Source organism: candidate division Zixibacteria bacterium HGW-Zixibacteria-1 (genome assembly GCA_002838945.1).
Taxonomy (GTDB): domain Bacteria; phylum Zixibacteria; class MSB-5A5; order GN15; family PGXB01; genus PGXB01.
Genome location: PGXB01000002.1, coordinates 83782 through 100711 on the forward strand (window position 1 = coordinate 83782; position 16930 = coordinate 100711).

16 protein-coding genes are annotated in these 16930 nt (G+C 47.2%); all 16 read right to left on the bottom strand.

Translation table 11 applies throughout. From position 1 onward, the window contains the following. Nucleotides 1-10: 10 nt before the first annotated feature. The gene (locus tag CVT49_01170; protein ID PKK84794.1) at nt 11-598 is read right to left on the bottom strand and encodes a hypothetical protein; all 588 of its coding nucleotides are present in this window, start codon (nt 596-598) and stop codon (nt 11-13) included. A gap of 154 nt (nt 599-752) precedes the next feature. Then, nucleotides 753-1739, bottom strand: a complete 987-nt coding sequence (gene corA / locus CVT49_01175; GenBank protein ID PKK84795.1) for a magnesium and cobalt transport protein CorA — start codon at nt 1737-1739, stop codon at nt 753-755. Continuing rightward, on the bottom strand, nt 1739-2782 hold the full coding sequence (locus CVT49_01180; protein PKK84796.1) for a hypothetical protein: 1044 nt from the start codon (nt 2780-2782) through the stop codon (nt 1739-1741). The genes corA and CVT49_01180 overlap by 1 nt, the downstream gene beginning before the upstream one ends. Nucleotides 2783-2881: 99 nt before the next feature. Continuing rightward, entirely contained in the window at nt 2882-3682 is an 801-nt protein-coding gene (locus CVT49_01185) for a hypothetical protein (GenBank protein ID PKK84797.1), read from the bottom strand. After that, nucleotides 3633-5432, bottom strand: coding sequence for a hypothetical protein (locus CVT49_01190; GenBank protein PKK84798.1), 1800 nt, complete (start codon nt 5430-5432; stop codon nt 3633-3635). The genes CVT49_01185 and CVT49_01190 overlap by 50 nt, the downstream gene beginning before the upstream one ends. A 2-nt stretch (nt 5433-5434) precedes the next feature. Continuing rightward, entirely contained in the window at nt 5435-6145 is a 711-nt protein-coding gene (locus CVT49_01195; protein PKK84799.1) for a hypothetical protein, read from the bottom strand. Beyond that, nucleotides 6142-7161 carry a hypothetical protein gene (locus CVT49_01200; GenBank protein ID PKK84800.1) on the bottom strand — a complete coding sequence of 340 codons (1020 nt, stop codon included), beginning with the start codon at nt 7159-7161 and terminating at the stop codon, nt 6142-6144. The genes CVT49_01195 and CVT49_01200 overlap by 4 nt, the downstream gene beginning before the upstream one ends. A gap of 25 nt (nt 7162-7186) precedes the next feature. Continuing rightward, on the bottom strand, nt 7187-8224 hold the full coding sequence (locus CVT49_01205) for an aerotolerance regulator BatA (protein PKK84801.1): 1038 nt from the start codon (nt 8222-8224) through the stop codon (nt 7187-7189). Further along, the gene (locus CVT49_01210) at nt 8217-9230 is read right to left on the bottom strand and encodes a hypothetical protein (protein ID PKK84802.1); all 1014 of its coding nucleotides are present in this window, start codon (nt 9228-9230) and stop codon (nt 8217-8219) included. Before CVT49_01210 ends, CVT49_01205 begins: the two co-directional genes overlap by 8 nt. After that, nucleotides 9227-10729, bottom strand: a complete 1503-nt coding sequence (locus CVT49_01215) for a hypothetical protein (GenBank protein PKK84803.1) — start codon at nt 10727-10729, stop codon at nt 9227-9229. The genes CVT49_01210 and CVT49_01215 overlap by 4 nt, the downstream gene beginning before the upstream one ends. Then, nucleotides 10726-12198, bottom strand: coding sequence for a hypothetical protein (locus CVT49_01220; GenBank protein PKK84804.1), 1473 nt, complete (start codon nt 12196-12198; stop codon nt 10726-10728). Before CVT49_01220 ends, CVT49_01215 begins: the two co-directional genes overlap by 4 nt. 2 nt (nt 12199-12200) lie before the next feature. After that, nucleotides 12201-13127 carry a hypothetical protein gene (locus CVT49_01225; GenBank protein PKK84805.1) on the bottom strand — a complete coding sequence of 309 codons (927 nt, stop codon included), beginning with the start codon at nt 13125-13127 and terminating at the stop codon, nt 12201-12203. A 13-nt stretch (nt 13128-13140) separates the two neighbouring features. Then, nucleotides 13141-14016, bottom strand: a complete 876-nt coding sequence (locus tag CVT49_01230; GenBank protein PKK84806.1) for a DUF58 domain-containing protein — start codon at nt 14014-14016, stop codon at nt 13141-13143. 18 nt (nt 14017-14034) lie between these two features. Next, entirely contained in the window at nt 14035-15024 is a 990-nt protein-coding gene (locus CVT49_01235; protein ID PKK84807.1) for an ATPase, read from the bottom strand. 24 nt (nt 15025-15048) lie between these two features. After that, entirely contained in the window at nt 15049-15927 is an 879-nt protein-coding gene (locus tag CVT49_01240; protein ID PKK84808.1) for a hypothetical protein, read from the bottom strand. A 119-nt stretch (nt 15928-16046) separates the two neighbouring features. Then, entirely contained in the window at nt 16047-16898 is an 852-nt protein-coding gene (locus tag CVT49_01245; GenBank protein ID PKK84809.1) for a hypothetical protein, read from the bottom strand. Nucleotides 16899-16930: the final 32 nt, after the last annotated feature.

The window sequence follows — 16930 nt, forward strand, 5'->3', positions numbered from 1 at the left end:
TTAACCCACTCTATTTGTTTTTTATTAAATACTGTTTAATCATCTCTATCAGAGTCGGAATAATATTTTTATACTCCAACTCGCGCGTCAAAAACATATTACGAACCATTATCCCATCAAACACGGCATGCAGCAGCCCAAAAAGTGACGCCGCTTCCTTTTTGGTCAGCCTGGTATGACTCGTGAAATAGCTGACCACTTCTTTTTCCATGCAGGTGTGCTTTTCAAAAAGATAATTCCTGACGATCGGTATATTGTGCGCCTGCCGCCAGAATTCCACCGTGAAATACTTTTGCCGGTCAATGAGTTCCAGACTTTTCAACATTGATTTTTCGACCGCTTTCAGCGGACCCGGCTCGGAATGGAGAATTTCCAGAATCGAATCAAAAAACGCCCCGTTGACTTCCTTAACGACAGCAAAGAAAATATCCTCTTTACTTTCGAAATGAAAATAGAGGGCCCCTTTGGTCAGCTTGGCGGCCCGGGCGATCTCCTCGGTCGTGGCGCGAACGTAGCCCTTTCGGGTAAAGATCTTCTCCGCCGCCTTTATAAGCTGCGCCCGTCGTTTCTCCGCCGGAAGCTTCGGACTTTGTTTCATGTTCCTTACCTTTCCTTAAATACTGACCGGTATGTATATTAATACCTACCGGTCGGTATCTATTTTAAGGAATGAAACGATTTTGTCAAGAGAAAGTTTCGAAAATGTGAATATTTTATGATTTTTTTCGCAGACCGGGTGGAAAATAACAGGCTTAAATCCACTTCTTCCGCTTAAAGAACAGAACCATAATTAAGGTGATAATTATAAGAATCGCCCAGAAAATAAGATAGCCGTACTTCCATTCCAGTTCCGGCATGTACCGAAAGTTCATCCCCCACAAACCGACCAGAAATGTCGGAGGCATAAGTATAACGGTGAAAATGGTCAAAATTTTGATAATCTGATTGGTCTTCGTGGAAACATTGGAGAAATAAACTTCCAGCGCGGAAATCAAAGTATCTCTGTGTGATTCAGATAGTTCTATAATTCGCGTCAGATGGTCATGGATATCACGGAAATAAAGAGCGGCCCGTTCCGAAATAAGCGGAAACTGCCCGCGGCTGATCTGGAGCAGCATCTCGCGCTGTGGAAGCACAATTCGCTTGAGATCATAAATATCGCGGCGCAGTGTAAAGATATTCTTGACCGTTTCCTCATCCGGCTCTTCCAGGACATCATCCTCGATGGCATCGACTTCCTTTTCGAAATACTCCAGGATGCTGTTATAATTATCAACCATGACATCCAGCAGGTTGTGAAACAAAAATTCCGCCCCGCGCGACATCAGGCGGTCATCCCGCAGTGCCTTATTAAGAAGATAATTAAATATTCGATGATTCTCGTCGCGGACGGTTACAACGGTATTTTTTGTCAGGAAGAGATGGACTTCCTGGAGTTTTATTCCCTCATCATGAGTTATCCCGTCGGTCAGCGAGAATTCGGCATATATATAATTCTTATAATCATCGATCTTGGAACGCGACAGTTCCGATATCGCATCTTCTTCCTCGATAACGTCTTCGATGGCCAGAGGGTGAAAATGGAAATCATGCGTCAGAATAAATGACTCCTGGTCATTGGGATCTATCATATCGACCCATAAAACCGCCTCGGGCTGGGCAAACATGGCATCAAAATCAGCGATACCATCGATTTTCTCGACCGGCTGACCCGGTCTCCATAAAAGCGATCTGATCATTATGATTCTTTCCCCGGGTCGGCCACCATTTCTTCGCCGACCTCATCCAAAACTTCCTCTTTCTCGCCTTCCTCAGTAATCTCTTTAAGACTCATACGTTCCGTTTTGAAGAAAAAGAGACCCATAACGAATATCGGTATTAAATCAAGAATATGTAAAGCAAGGGCATAAAGAACCGCATCCGACTTGGGAATCTTAAAAGCCATCAGCGGCACCGCCACCGCCCATTCGAAGGTCCCGGCATTTCCGGGAGTAATGGGAATCATCAAGGCAATCGTGTTTATGACCATAACCATAATGGCGGTGACAAAATGAAGCTCGAAGCCGAATGACTTTATAAGGAAAAATATGACCAGAATATGGGCAAACCATGAAGCAAAGGAATACATCAAGGTTCGAAAGAAATACTGGGTCGAACGAAGAAGATCGATACCCCGATAAAAGGAACGGGCAAATTTCCGCAAAGTAATATAGAACCCGGGCCAGCGGCTTCGAAGGCATTTGCGGGCAAGGTCGCCCAGTTGATCCTTGAATTGAAGAATCCCATACAGGATTAAAAAAACCGCAACAGTAACTACTGCAATTATATAGCTAAGAGAACGGTATTCCTCGGGAAAAACAAAAGCCATCGACAGTAGAAAAATCAGCACCAACAGGCTGATAGCATCAAAAAGGACTTCCAGTAAAATGGTCGAAAACACATAGCTTTTTGTCAGACCGGCTTTTTTCGAGAAAAGAAGCAAACGGCCGACCTGGCCGGTCAGCGCCGGCATGACAATATTTATAACCTGACCCGCGGAATAAAGCGGAATCACCGGCAAAACTCTAAGCTTCTTGGTCTTTTCGACAATGGTCTTCCATCGAACCGCCTTGAGGACTATCAGCAGAAACTCCCCCAACAGGGCCGGTATCAGAAAATAATAATTAACCCGGTGCAGCAATAAATTGACATCGTGAAGGTTAATATCCTTGACGAAGAAGCCCAGCAAAACCAAGGCAATAATAGTCCCGTAGAACTCTTTTCGTTTATAAAATGTTCGCATTTCACTTCCAAAAATTAAACCGGCCCGAGCCGGTTAATAAAAATATAAGATAGAGTAATTAAAAAAAAGTGTCAATCAAAATCATCGAATGACAGATTTTCAGATAATATTGACCAATTCGGTTTTTATCCAGCCCTTTCGCTTATTCTCAAAGATGACCAGATAATAATCATCCACGGCCCGTCCGACTTCGAACGTAAGTCCAAATGTGCCAACAAATTCAACGTCGCTGTTCTCAGTCGGGGCACTATAGACTTTGGCCTCTCTGGCCACGATTACTCCCCTTTTTGTGAGATATTCATTGCGATATTTATATGTCGTCAAACCGGCCGAAATTACAAACAACGTAATCAAAACATAAACTGTCAATTTGGTTCCCAGACTGCGCATCTGAAAATATATTATTCCACTCAACGATAAGACCAGGAGGATAAATAATATGGATGACAGCCAGGCCAATAGATCCAGTGTGAACGGGGAAGTAACGGTGCCGAAAAACTCTGTCACAGGATTTATCTTGACTCCCTCAAGGCGGCTCGGTATAAACTGCCGGGCAAAAGCCAGATTTGAGTTGATGTCGTCATCGTTGGGATCAAGTCTTTGGGCGCGAAGATAATATAAAATGGCAAAGCCCAACTCACCCTTCTTGAAATAGCAGTTTCCGGCGTTAAAATAAAGCGCCGGTGACTCATAGCCGCGATTGATTATATCAGTATATACCGCCAGAGCCTGATCGAACTCGTTACTCTCATAGTACTGCTTGGCCTGAAGAAACAACGAATCCAGTTCCGAGGCCGCGCTGATTCCGACGGAAGAGAGAACAGCAAAAATTATTATGACAGCCAGTCTTTTATACAAGTTTGATTTCCTCCAGCCGGACAAGAATTTCCTCGGCATCATTCAGAGATTGCCCAATTGCATCCTGAGATACGGTTGAGGATGAGTACTGGGCAAAATCGGCATGCCTCAGCAATACCGACGCTTTTTGAATCAGCTCATCCGCCGCTCCCGATCTTTTTATCACTTCCATAAGGGTATCACCGGTCATGCCATGCGGCGAAATATTCAATTTGTCGGCCACATACGAAAATATGGCCAGTCTGATTTCGGCATAAAATTTATCGGGCTGACCGGTTCCGGCCAGTTTACTGGCCGCTCCCAGCCGCTTACGGGCCATTTTTTTGGCCCGGAGTGAGCGCGCATAGCCGACATCCTTTTGAAGTTTCTCCCTTCTCTTGCTGCTGATCCAGACAAAGGCCAGAACCAGAACCGGCGCCAGATTTAAAATGAAATAATACGGTCTAAAAATAATCAGCGGCTTTCTAACGGTCAGATCGTCGAAACTTGTCTTAATAAAACGGATGTCGCGGGCGTTCGGGTCTACCACTCTGCCCGCCACCGGTTGATATGGCAAGTCCGTATATTCACCTTCTTCGACGGCATTGACAGTCAGCACGACCGGTTTGGTGGCAAAAGAATTATACTTTCTGGTGGCCGGATTGAAATAATTGAACTCCACCGGGGGGATTGTCAACTGCCCGGCCCGCTTTGGAATATAGACTTCCTCGAAAACTTTGGTTCCCCCGACCACTCCGTCCACCTGGGTTGTTTTTTCGTCGGACGTCGCTCTGTAAACCCGGAAATCCTTCAGGTCGCCGATAGCCGGTTCCGCGATTGTCTTGATATTGCCGGTGCCGCTTATTTTATAGGTGACCGTGACCGGTTGATTGACATCAACCGTTGTCTTGTCGGCGGATGATAACAAAGTATATTTGCCGACGGTACCGCTGAAATTTTCCGGTTTGCCTTCTTCGGGAAGCGGCAGAATATTGATATTTACCGGCTTGGACCTGACGGTGGCCATTTGTCCCTGGGTAAACATGTCATCGAATAGAGAAAACGGATTGGTGCGCCTTGTCTGCCGAGGTGCGGGTATTTGCACTTCGATCATGGCCGGGCCGATTTGCAGATCCCCGGAGCGGGTGGGAAAAAGTGACATCGTAATTTCAATAACTTTATATCGTTTGCCGTTGACTACCTGGTAATATGTTTTCTGCTCTCCAAGCATATCGGCCCAGAAGTCGGTGGTCTGGGGCGCGGTATAATCGGGCTGAGACAAAAGCTGAACGGCATGATAAAACTTGATTGTCAGCGTCAATTGTTCATTCACATATGCTTTTTTCTTGTCCACTTCGGCGGTGAGAAACAGGTCGCGCGTCTGGCCGTCATTGGGAGCCGCCTGCGCCTCCGCCTCATACGGCGTTGTGGCCCCGGCGCCAACTACCTTGATGGTGACTTCATTCGATTCGTATCTCTTATGATTATAAGTTACCGCCGCCGGCTTGATGACAAAGGTCCCCTCTTTTTTCGGCATGAGCAGATAATTATATGACAACGATGATTCAACCCGCCCGTTGACAATTGAAATATTGGTTGAAGTTCCCTGCGAATAAGCATCGAACATGGCCATATTGGGCATTTGCGGCTGAGGAAGATTCTGCTGGGGGCCGGATATTTTAACTGTCAGGTAGGTCTGCTCGCCAAGCGCAATAACATCCCGGCTGACCGTCATCTCAACCGAGATTTCATCCTGGGCCGCGACCAGGGCCGGCACCAGTAAAAAGACCATAAATAGCAGACGTCTAAACATAATTACCAGTCATTTCCCTGATAGTCACCCTGTACCTTAAACCGTTCCTGTTCTTTCTGCAAGTCTTTTTCATCATCTTTAAGAGCATTAAGAATCCGCTCGGCGTCTTCCTCGGACATTTCATTCTGATCTTTCGGTTCCTGCGGCTGTTGTTGCTGCTGCTCCTGATTCTGCTGTTGGTCTTCCTGCTCCTCCGGCTGCTGCTGCTCCTGATCCTGTTTGTCCTGTTCCTTTTGTTGCTGCTGTTGTTGTTGCTGATCCTGTTGTTCCGGCTTCATCTGCTCCTTAAGCATTTTTCGCGCCAATTCGAGATTATACTTCGCATCGATATCATCAGGATTGATTTCCAGCGACCGCTGAAATGACATGATCGCGTTTTGATAATCTCCCATTTTATAATAAACGTTACCCAGATTATAATGCGCCAGCGCCTCATTTTCAACATTATCCGTCACAAGCGATTTCTGCAGTTTATCGACCGCTTCCTCGTACTTTTGCTCATTACAAAGGGCCGTGCCGATATTGTAATCGAGCCCAGGTGTTTCGGGGCGTTCCACTTCGGCCTGATGATAATAATCCAGCGCCGACTGGTAGTTTCCCTCCTTATAGGCCTTATTTCCTCTCGTCACCATATCGGAAAAATCATCGGCCCGGAGTGCGCCGGCAATCAGCACCAGCAGGCCCGCCATAAAAATGCATTTATTCAGTCTCATCGTTCTTCGATTCTCCCCGGCTTTCTCTTCTCGGAAACGAAAAACTCCAGCACAATCAGCAGAATGGCGAGAATCAGGGGATACTGGAACCGGTCCTCATATTGCATCATCATTTTGCCTTCCAGCTCCTTTTTTTCCATCTTGCTGATTTCATCGTAGACTTTGTCCAGTTCCATCTCGCCGGCCGTGGCGTGATAATATTTTCCGCCCGTCGCCATGGCCACTTTCTGAAGGGTTATTTCATCAAGTTTGGTAACGATAACTTCACCCTTTTGATCCTTCTTATAACCGACCCTGTTCCCCTGACGGTCGGTGACCGGGATCGGTTCGCCAACTGTGGAACCGATGCCGATCGGGAAAATTTTTATCCCCTGCTTCCGGGCCTCATCAGCCGCCGGAATCGCCTTCTGCGTCTGATCCTCGCCGTCGGTTAGAAGGATCAGTACTTTATGTTTACGTTCCTGGGTTTCAAAAGCTTCCGTCGCTTTATCGATCGCATCGCCGATGGCCGTCCCTTGTTGCGGGATAAGCCCGACATCCACCACATCGAGAAAAATCTGGGCCGCGGTGTAATCAAGGGTCAGCGGACACTGAATAAAAGCCTCACCGGCAAAAGCCACCAGCCCGATCCGGTCGCCCTGAAGACGGTCAATGATTCCCCGGACCTCCTGGCGGGCCTTGTCGATTCGGCTCGGCTTCATGTCCTCAGCCAGCATGGAATTGGAAACGTCGATGGCGATAACAATATCGATCCCCTCGCGCTTCATCATTTCCATATGCGTGCCGCACTGAAGCTGCGAAAGAGTCACCACCAGAAACAGAACCCCGGCCAGCAGCATGGCCGCCTTGCCGCCCTGTCGGGCGAATGATATATACGGTGAGGTTTTCAGCAGCAAGAACAGATCTCCGAAACGCTCCAGAATCTTTTTCTTGCGGCTTATACTCCATATATAGAATATGGCCAGAACAACAATCAATCCCATAAGGGCCAGATAATGTGGTGCTGCAAATCTCATAACATAGTATACAATCTTACTATTATTACGGTATTTTCCTGAATACTGTCTGGCTCAGGAACATTTCCAGAACCAGCAAACCGAAGCCAAACATGACAAACATGGAAAACAGCTCTCGATACTGAACATACTCGCTGACTTTGATCTCGGTTTTTTCCATACTGTCAATCTCAGAATAAATATCTTCAAGTTCTTTTTCCGAGCGGGCGCGAAAATATTTGCCGCCCGTCTTCTGTGCTATCTGCTGAAGGGTCTCTTCATCAATCTCATTCGGCATATATATATAACGTTTACCGAAAATCGGATCATCGACCGGATACATGGCATTACCCGGCTTGCCGGCGCCGATCGTATAAATTTTAACATTCATCGTCTTGGCAATGGTGGCCGCGGTAAGCGGATCGATCTGGCCGGCATTATTGACGCCATCAGTAAGCAAAATTATCACTTTTGACTTGGACGGCGATTCCCGCAGGCGGTTAACGCAGTTGGCCAGCGCCATGCCGATGGCGGTGCCGTCCTTGATCATGCCGAATTTAACCTGATCGAGGAAATTCAGCAGGATACCGTAATCAAGAGTCAGCGGGCACTGCGTAAATGACGACTGGGAGAATATTACCAAACCGATCCGGTCACTGGTTCGTTTCTGCACGAATTTCTTGATCTCTTCCTTGGCCACATACAGCCGATTATGCGGCTTGAAATCTTCCGCCTTCATCGAGCCGGAGACATCAAGCGCCAGCATGATATCGATTCCCTCGGATGAAACCTCACGATTCTCGGTCCCGGCCTGCGGACGGGCGAAAGCGACGACGAACAAAACCAGCGCCAATATCCTCAGAATAGGCAGAATAAAGCGAAGTTTCTGGCGGCCGGTTCTGACTGATCTTTTGACTATTTTCAAATCGGAATATTTTATCGATGCCGAATGATACCGCCGCTTCTTTAGATTGAAATAAATCATCAAGGCGATTATGGTCGCGCAGACTGCAAAAATAACCAGAGCCGGGATATAAATATCCTGCTCGAATAATGTTATATGGAAGCCGGCAAATCTAAACATTACCGCCTCCCGGCCCCTCCGCCGTTGCAATAGCCACCGCCGGCACGACTTTGGTACGCTCATAATTTCTAACGACATCAATTATGGCGCAGGCCTCATCAAAATCGACATTCGCCTTGGCCGTTTCCGGAATATATTTGGCAAATTTGACCAGGTCGGCAAATTCCAGAAAACTCTTTACTCTTGCGGCCGTGGGCGGCTCGATATCTATATCATTCATCATTGATGTGAACTCATAAGTGGTCATATCAAGGACCGGGACATTATAGACACGCTGCAAAAATTCCCGGACAATATCGGACAACTCAACATAAAAAAGCTTGAATTCACCGGCGGCAGGATAATTCTTCTCTTTAAGAAAGGCCAATTGTTCAAAGGCAATTTCCCACGGTTTTCGGGTATCGACCGGCGCTTTCTCCTCCTCTTTATGCCGGAAAATGCGCCATAATATGAGACCGACTATGAGGATAAAAATCGCACCCGCCGCGGCATAGTACCACCATGGCCATTTCGACTTAAAATCGATCGGAGCCTTAAGATCGCGGATATCGGTGGTGTCGGCGCCTTCGGCCAGAAGTGACCTGACTTTTATCGGGACCGGCTCGGAAATAAGAACCTTTCGCGTGCTGTCGGAAAGCATGAATTCAACCGGTATCGGAGGAATAAGATAATCCCCTGTTGTGAAAGTTGTCAGCATGAACCGGCTTTCGGTTCGGATACTGCCATCCTCCAGACGTTTTTCGGGAAGATCCTCATAGTTTTTCACATCGAAAGAGCCCAGGTTGGCGCCGATCGGCGGCGGTGTCAGGATGACATCGGAATCATGGATGATGGCCAGACTATAGGTAATCAGGTCGCCGATATAAATTTCGGCGCGATCGACCGAGGTCTCGATGGTAATCCCCGGCGCCGAAGTTACCGTATCGACCGCTTCAATATCCTGCGCCCTGACCGTTAGAGGCGACAATACCGCCAGAATAGCCATTATGTAAATCAATCGTTTCATTTTCTTTTATACACCGCGGCTACGTCGGATTTATACGTTCTGTCATAATTTTCCGCCATTAAATCGGCATAATATGGCTGCTCACTGTTTTGCAAAACAACTAAATTCGGAATTTTTTGCGCAACCTGGTCTTTCAAATAAATCCCGTCGCACAAGTTGCACTTCAAATACTCTTCATGCGATAACGGTATGCCCAGGTCATAGCCGACAATTTCCGTATATCTGAGCGGTGTCTGCCCGGTAATGAATGTATATCCCGCCCATCCTGAGAAAACCGTATCCGTCTCTGAGGCAACCGCCAGCATATGATCGGTAACCTCCCTGACATTCGTTATCCGGAATATCTGATCATGACCCCTCATGCCGAAAAGAAAGATGGCAAAATATGGCACCAGCGAAACAACATAAAGCGCCGTCGCTCCGCCAATCATTATTTTAACTGTCGCCGGCTTGACCTTCTCTTTGAACCATTCCGACAAGAATTGAATACTGAACGCCCCGACAATAATGGCAAACATCAGATAATTATCGACATATCTTCTGGCCATCGGATGCGGTATTGTAAAGACAATGGCTATCAGGGCAAGATTTAGTACTGCCATACCTTCAGCTTTGATAAACAGGTCTTTGAGCCTGACAATTTTCTTCTTTCTAAAAAGAAATATTACAGATACAACAGCCAGTGTAAAAATAATCAGCAAATGCGGGTCAATCAGAACCCGATAGAGAGTGACGAGACGATTCATTACTATATCGCCCAGCGAGCGGTTAATGTCACGGGTCATTTGAAATATAACATTTCCGTAATAAAACTTCTCAAACGAATTGGCAATAACCAGGGCGTTTGGAAGTGATAACGGTATCATCGACAAAATCATAATCCAAAAGTTGCGCCGTCGGTGTTCCTGCGACAGATAATAAACCGAAAGGACATAAGCCGGCAATAGTACCATGAAAAGGGATCGAAAACTGATAAGCAAGGATAGGAATAATCCCGAAATGATCAGATATAACAGCCGCTGGCTGTCTCTGAACAACAGCCAGAAATAAAATGTCGCCAGCGAAAAGAAACCGGTAAAGGGTATTACTTTGAAAGTCGAATGCCAGGCCAATGACATCCCGGAAAAGGCGTACATGAACAGGGCAATGGCCGCAATCCTGAGGTCTCCGGTTACTTTATAGACTATCAATGTCAAAAACCCCGCCGAGAGAAAGCCGGCCAATACGGCGAAAGCGCACATAGTATAAAATGAGTCCCAGCCGCCCGAGGCCACCGATGAGAACACCAGCGGAAGGCCCGCGAATTGCGTGTAGAAAAAGTCGGCATACGGCGCCATGCCATCGGCAATCATTCGTGATGCATTGAGGTAAAAGCCCTCATCGGCGTCGATTATCCGATAAGCGGCGAATATCCCCAGCAATATCAAATGGACTGACAATATCGCCGGAATTATGTATTTATATTTTTTTGTCTGATCACTATACATTATTATATTCAACGTCTCTTATAAATACTGACCACATCGGATTGGTACGCCTTTTCATAATTCAACTCCAGGATATCGGCATAGTACTCCGGCGTATCATAAACATTCACGACCAGTGACGGCGATTTCTCACCAAGTTTTTCGCGCAAATATGTCCTGTCGCATAACTTATGTTTGAGAAACTCTTTATGCTCCAAGGGTAGATTATATTCATGCGCCACCAGTTCGGTATATCGAAGAGGTGTCTGCCGCGTAAAAAACAGGTATCCCGGCCATTCCGACAGAACGGTATCGGCTTCGCCGCCCAGCGCCAGCATTTCAGAGGTCACCTTTTTTATTTCCGAAATGCGATACCGATTGTCATGCGCACGAACCCCGAATATGAAAATGACAAAATATGGTATAAGGCCGAGAACATACACTGCAGCCACCGCCGTCACCAGACTTTTTCCATAAACCGGCCGAATTCGTTCTTCGAGCCTTCTTAACAGGACCGGCAAAGCCAGGACTATTATTATAATGGCAAATCCAAGATATTGTTCGATGTACTGGCGGGTCATGGGGTGCGGCAAAACATAAACCCCAAAGATCAGGGCAAAATTCATCAGCGCCATTCCCTTCGGTGTTTTAACCAAATCCCCCGGCAGCTTCATTCCTGAACGTAAGAGATATCCAATCGAGAATACTGCCAGTATCATCAAAATTAGCAGTTGAGGATCAATCACCGCCTTCGCCAGTACTTCCAGTTTACTTCCAATTATTGATACAAAACTCCTGTCGACATCTTTGTAAAGATGGAACATGAGGTTGCCATAAAAGAAATTGGCCGATGAATCATATATTCTAATTAGAGTCGGTCCGGTAAACGGCATCAAAGAAACCAGGAAAATTAAAACGTTCCGGACTCTGATACCCTGCGATAAAGCGAGAATTGAAATTATGTAAAGCGGTAGAAGTACGATGAATACTGATCTGAAATTAATCAGAGCTGAAAGCAGAAGCCCGGTTAGAATTAAATCTGTCACTTTTCTATTTTCATAATATCTCAGCCAGAAGAAAAAGGTCGCCAGAGAAAAGAAATGCGTAAACGGCAGGGTCTTGAATGTCGAATGCCAGGCGATAAACAGCCCGCTGAAAACGTACAGGAATAGAGCCGCTAATGTCGCCTTCGAATCACCGGTCATCTTATGTACTGTGATCGTTAAAATTATAGCGGAGAGAAGCCCGGCCAGCACGGCGAACCCGCGAAGGAGGTAAAACGACTCCCAGCCACCGGCTCCGAAGGGTGCAAAGAGCGACGGCATCATCGACATCTGCATATAAAAGAAATCCGAATACGGCTGCATCCCAAGATGCACCATGCGGGTAGCAATGGCATACAGGCCCTCATCATGGTCGGTCAGCCGGACAGCGGCAAAAACCGCCAGCAAAACGACATGAATCGCAAGCAACAAAAAAATGGTTCGAAGATGCTTTCTCACCGCTATTTTACATTCTCCTCAAATATCTTCACATTTTCGGCTGCCGAGAGTTTGGCGACATATTCTCCGAAAGCCTGCTGAGCCTTTTCCTGCTGATAGCTCATAAGCACCTGCGCCTTCACTTCATCGTACGGTTTACCCTCGAATTTGCCGTCTTTATTGGCCTTATAATAATTTTTCATGTCGGTGGTATCTATATTGATCTGCGGCATAACCTTTTCGACCGCATATTTCTCGATCAAAAGCTGCTTTTCGAGCATTTCTTTTTTCTTTGCAATATCAGGGTCGTTTTCCATCCCTTCGCGTATCGCCGCGCGATACATCAACTCCATCCCGATGTACTGGTTAAGAAACAGCCTCTTGCCTTCTTTGCCGACAAATTGCTTCTGCGCCTCGGTCGGAAGCGTCTGTATCTCTTCATTCAACTGCGACAGAAAAATCGGCACATCGCCTATCTTGGCCACCATCTTATCGCCCTCATGCCCGGCATAGACAGAGTCGATATTGGTGCTTTTATCGAGTTCTCGTTTGGCATCGACAATCCGTCCCATCTTTTCCAGCGAAGCAACCAGGTTTTTACCGGCTTCGGCATAAAAACTCCCGTCCTGATTGAGCGAACGTGCCTTGACATAATGCGCCGCCGCGTTTTCATAATCCCGAAGATTGTCAAAATAAATTTTGGCGATCAGATAATTGATATTGGCACGGGTTTCCGGGTCGAGGGCGCGGTCGGTCAGGATTGTATTGTACTCATCTATTGCCGCCTGGTATAGGTTGTTGTCGGCCAGCTCGCCGGCCAGGTTCTTTTCGGTCCGATAATCACTCCCGGAGCCGTTACTTGATGAAATGAATACCATGTACGCCACCAGGCACAGCGTAATCACGCTCACAAGCAGTATAATTATTGCTGATGATTTTCCGTTAGCCATATCTTTGCCTCTATTAATGCCTTTTCTCCCTCATTTTGAAAAAGTTGATCAGCGGCAGTATGTACGACTGATTGGTGATAATTTGGATAAAATCCAGGTTTATCAGTCGCAATGATCGCTTCAAACCGAAATTATCCGCCTCGGCCTGAGCCGCAAAATCGCTTCGGAAGGCGTCCGAAGCCGTATCAATCAGAAGTGTCTCCCCCGTTTCGGCATCCTCAAGTTCAATCAACCCGACATTTTCGAACTGCAATTCGCGCGGGTCGGATATCTTAAGGGCAATCACATCATGTTTGCGGTTGGCGATCCGAAGCGGCGTCATGTAATCCTCCGACAGGAAATCCGAAATCAGGAACACCACCGACTTTTTCTTGATGACCCGATTGAAATATTCCAGCGCACCGGATATGTCGGTCCGCGTCCCCTCAGGCTTGAAATGAAGGACCTCTCTGACCAGGCGAAGAACATGCGACTTCCCTTTTTTGGGCGGGATGAATTTCTCGATCTTGTCGGTAAAAATTATCATCCCGACCTTATCGTTGTTCTTGACCGCCGAGAATGAAAGCACGGCACAAAGTTCGGCGGCGGCGTCGGCTTTGTACCGCTCGCGGGTACCGAAAGCGCCCGATGATGAAGCATCGACCAGAAAGATAACCGAAAGTTCACGCTCCTCGCGAAATTTCTTCACGTGGGGGTAGCCCGTTCGGGCGGTGACGTTCCAGTCAATCAGGCGAATATCATCGCCCGGCTGGTATTGCCGGACCTCCTCGAATTCCATTCCCTGCCCTTTGAAGGTGGAATGGTACTCACCCGAGAAAAGATCATTTACCAGCCGTTTGGTACGGATTTCGATCCGCCTGATTTTCTTGAAAAGCTCTTTCTGATCCATGGCGCGCTCTCCGGCCGATCATGGCACTTCAATAGTGTCAAACAACTGCTGTACGATATCATCCGAGGTCTTTTCCTCGGCTTCGGCCTCATAGGTGATAATTATCCGGTGTCGCAGGACATCGGGACCGATAGCTTTGATATCCTCGGGCGTGATGTATCCCCGGCCCCTGAGGAAAGCATGCGCCTTGGCCGCCAGGTTCAGATATATGGTGGCGCGGGGTGATGCGCCGTAACTGATAAAGTCCTTTATTGATGCCAGACCGTATTTTTCCGGTTCGCGAGTGGCAAAGACGATATTCAGGATATATTTCTTGACCTTGTCATCGACATAAATTTCCGAAATGACTTTTCTGGCGTTGACAATATCCTGGGGTGTAATCACTTTATCGACCTTGATCGGTTTGCCGGTGGTCATCCGGTCCATTATTTCACGCTCCTCGGATGGGGTCGGGTAGGTAACTTTCAGCTTGAGCATAAAACGGTCGACCTGCGCTTCCGGAAGCGGATAAGTGCCTTCCTGCTCAATCGGGTTCTGGGTAGCCAGGACCAGAAACGGCTCATCCAGCTTATATGTATTATCCCCGATTGTCACCTGGCGCTCCTGCATTGCTTCCAGCAAGGCCGACTGCACCTTGGCGGGAGCACGGTTGATTTCATCGGCCAGGATGATATTCGAAAATATCGGACCCTTCTTGACCGAAAATTCCCCCTTCTGGGGATTATATATCATGGTGCCGATAAGATCGGCCGGGAGAAGATCGGGCGTAAATTGTATGCGCCGGAATTTCGTATCAATGGCATCCGACAAGGTCTTAACCGAAAGGGTCTTGGCCAGACCGGGGACACCTTCCAGCAGCACATGGCCGTCGGCCAGAATGCCCATCAGCAGTCGCTCCACCATATATTTCTGGCCGACAATTACGTTACTGATTTGTGAAAGCAATTTTTCGACAAATACCGATTCCTTCTCGACAACCGCCTGAATCTGTTCAATGTCCTTGTTCATTTTGCCTCCAATTTATGACAACATTTATTTTCTGAATATATCATCAATCTCTGTCGCCAGCCGAACCACATCGCCCGGCGAACCGGTTCCGGGTGCAAATTTCTCCTTGTCGGCCTGCATCAGCCACTGCCCGATCTTCTCCTTCAAAACGACCGGCATTTCAAGCGGCTCCATTTCAGCCAGCATCAACTGCGTGGTCTTTCCTGACAAGTTAAGATTGTGGCTGTTTTCCAGATAAATCACAAGAATTCGATGCAAACGAGTGAAAAACTGTTTGCGATCGTTGGAAAAATCTCGCTTGACATTTTCCAGCTCTTCCAAAAATTTCTGACCGGGCGTAATCTCCGGTTCTACCCGGACCGACTTTTTCCTCACAATGATGATGATAACTACAACAACCACCACCAGTGCCGCCAGCAAAATCAAAATTTTGGCAAACCAAGGCAGGTTGGTTTCGTTGCCCCTCAGCAACGGAGCCGCGATAAGAACCTTAAATTGCTGGGTGGCAAGCTGGCCGGTCGTGGAGTCGGGCACATGTACATAGTCAAGTGTTACCGGCTCGATTGTTCCTACTCCGGCTTGGGTCGGCCGCAAAACATATTTAAATGTCCTGATAGTGATGCCCTGCCCTTCACTTGTCTTGCTGGAAATCGATGAACTGGTACCGGCAACCTTCAGATTTTCACAAGTGGGAAGTGGCAGAACCTGAAAATTGTAGGCGGTGATATCACCGAGCCATTTGATCTCGACCGTCAACGTCACACTGTCTTCGAAAGCGATATCGGTTTTATTGACGCTTCCGGTCAGGCTGATCTCTGAAGCAGCGGCTGATGTAACAGAGAGCGCCGTCGCCAGAATCAGGATAATAATTATTCGTCTATATTTATGTTTATCTTCATTCATTTAAAGCAAGCCCAATACTAATCTCCGGTTAGACAGCAACAAAGTCGTTTTCGTTACGGCTTACCCATCGTTATAATGTATCTTATACCACAACAGTTTTTGTCGGTTTCAAAATTTTCCTAACTTTTTCCCGCCACGAATGCAATTAACCCGACAAGCATCAACAACTTAAACAGGGTCGCGGCCCGTCCAAAACGATTCTGCCTCTTCGAAACCCACAAAAACGCAATTATCAGGACCAGCGGAATATCGACCAAAAATATGGCGATATATCCATAAGTTTGATTATACCAATTAAATAGTAATGGCACAATTGTTAAGATTATCAACACAAATATTACGAAAGTCATGATTCCCAGTGCCGCGCATGTGGATAATATTGCCGGAAGCGACCTTATGTTTTCCTTCATATCGCCTTCCAGATCGGCAACATCCTTTACCATTTCCCGGCCGAAATGAAAAATCAGCGCAAAAAGGGCCGGGATCCAGACACCGGGAAACATCGTCAAAGCTGCCTTTCCTGCCGGGATTCCCCCGACGACAAAAGAAGTGGCCCCTGCAACGGCCACCGTCAGATTTCCCCAAAACGGCATTTTCTTAATTTTAAGGCTATATAGAAATAATAATAAAATAAGCGCGATGATAACTGACAGCAGAACCGGGCCGACCAAAGCAGAAATTATTATTGAAAAAACGGCCAGCACGCCTGCAGTCAACAACGCCTCGGACGGCAACAGCTTGCCTGACGGCAGGGGCCGCCCGGGATGATTGATGCGGTCGGATTCGATATCCCGGTAATCATTGAAAGCGTTTCCCGCCCCACATACCAGAGCAACCGCCAGCGAAGCCAGGTAAAGACTGATCTCGCGATCCGGAAGGATTGTCAGGTATCCGCCGACCCATACGCCGGCGCCCGCCAGAAGGCAATTGTGAAACCTGACCAATTGCAGAACGGAAAAAAGTTTATACACCTGCCCACGATAAGATCGAAGGCATCATTAGT

Coding starts and splice junctions, on each gene's coding strand:
- CVT49_01180 (PKK84796.1), bottom strand. CDS start 2,782: ATGCGAACATTTTATAAACGAAAAGAGTTCTACGGGACTATTATTGCC.
- CVT49_01170 (PKK84794.1), bottom strand. CDS start 598: ATGAAACAAAGTCCGAAGCTTCCGGCGGAGAAACGACGGGCGCAGCTT.
- CVT49_01235 (PKK84807.1), bottom strand. CDS start 15,024: ATGAACAAGGACATTGAACAGATTCAGGCGGTTGTCGAGAAGGAATCG.
- CVT49_01240 (PKK84808.1), bottom strand. CDS start 15,927: ATGAATGAAGATAAACATAAATATAGACGAATAATTATTATCCTGATT.
- CVT49_01230 (PKK84806.1), bottom strand. CDS start 14,016: ATGGATCAGAAAGAGCTTTTCAAGAAAATCAGGCGGATCGAAATCCGT.
- CVT49_01190 (PKK84798.1), bottom strand. CDS start 5,432: ATGTTTAGACGTCTGCTATTTATGGTCTTTTTACTGGTGCCGGCCCTG.
- CVT49_01195 (PKK84799.1), bottom strand. CDS start 6,145: ATGAGACTGAATAAATGCATTTTTATGGCGGGCCTGCTGGTGCTGATT.
- CVT49_01205 (PKK84801.1), bottom strand. CDS start 8,224: ATGTTTAGATTTGCCGGCTTCCATATAACATTATTCGAGCAGGATATT.
- CVT49_01225 (PKK84805.1), bottom strand. CDS start 13,127: ATGGCTAACGGAAAATCATCAGCAATAATTATACTGCTTGTGAGCGTG.
- corA (PKK84795.1), bottom strand. CDS start 1,739: ATGATCAGATCGCTTTTATGGAGACCGGGTCAGCCGGTCGAGAAAATC.
- CVT49_01185 (PKK84797.1), bottom strand. CDS start 3,682: ATGATGCCGAGGAAATTCTTGTCCGGCTGGAGGAAATCAAACTTGTAT.
- CVT49_01210 (PKK84802.1), bottom strand. CDS start 9,230: ATGAAACGATTGATTTACATAATGGCTATTCTGGCGGTATTGTCGCCT.
- CVT49_01200 (PKK84800.1), bottom strand. CDS start 7,161: ATGAGATTTGCAGCACCACATTATCTGGCCCTTATGGGATTGATTGTT.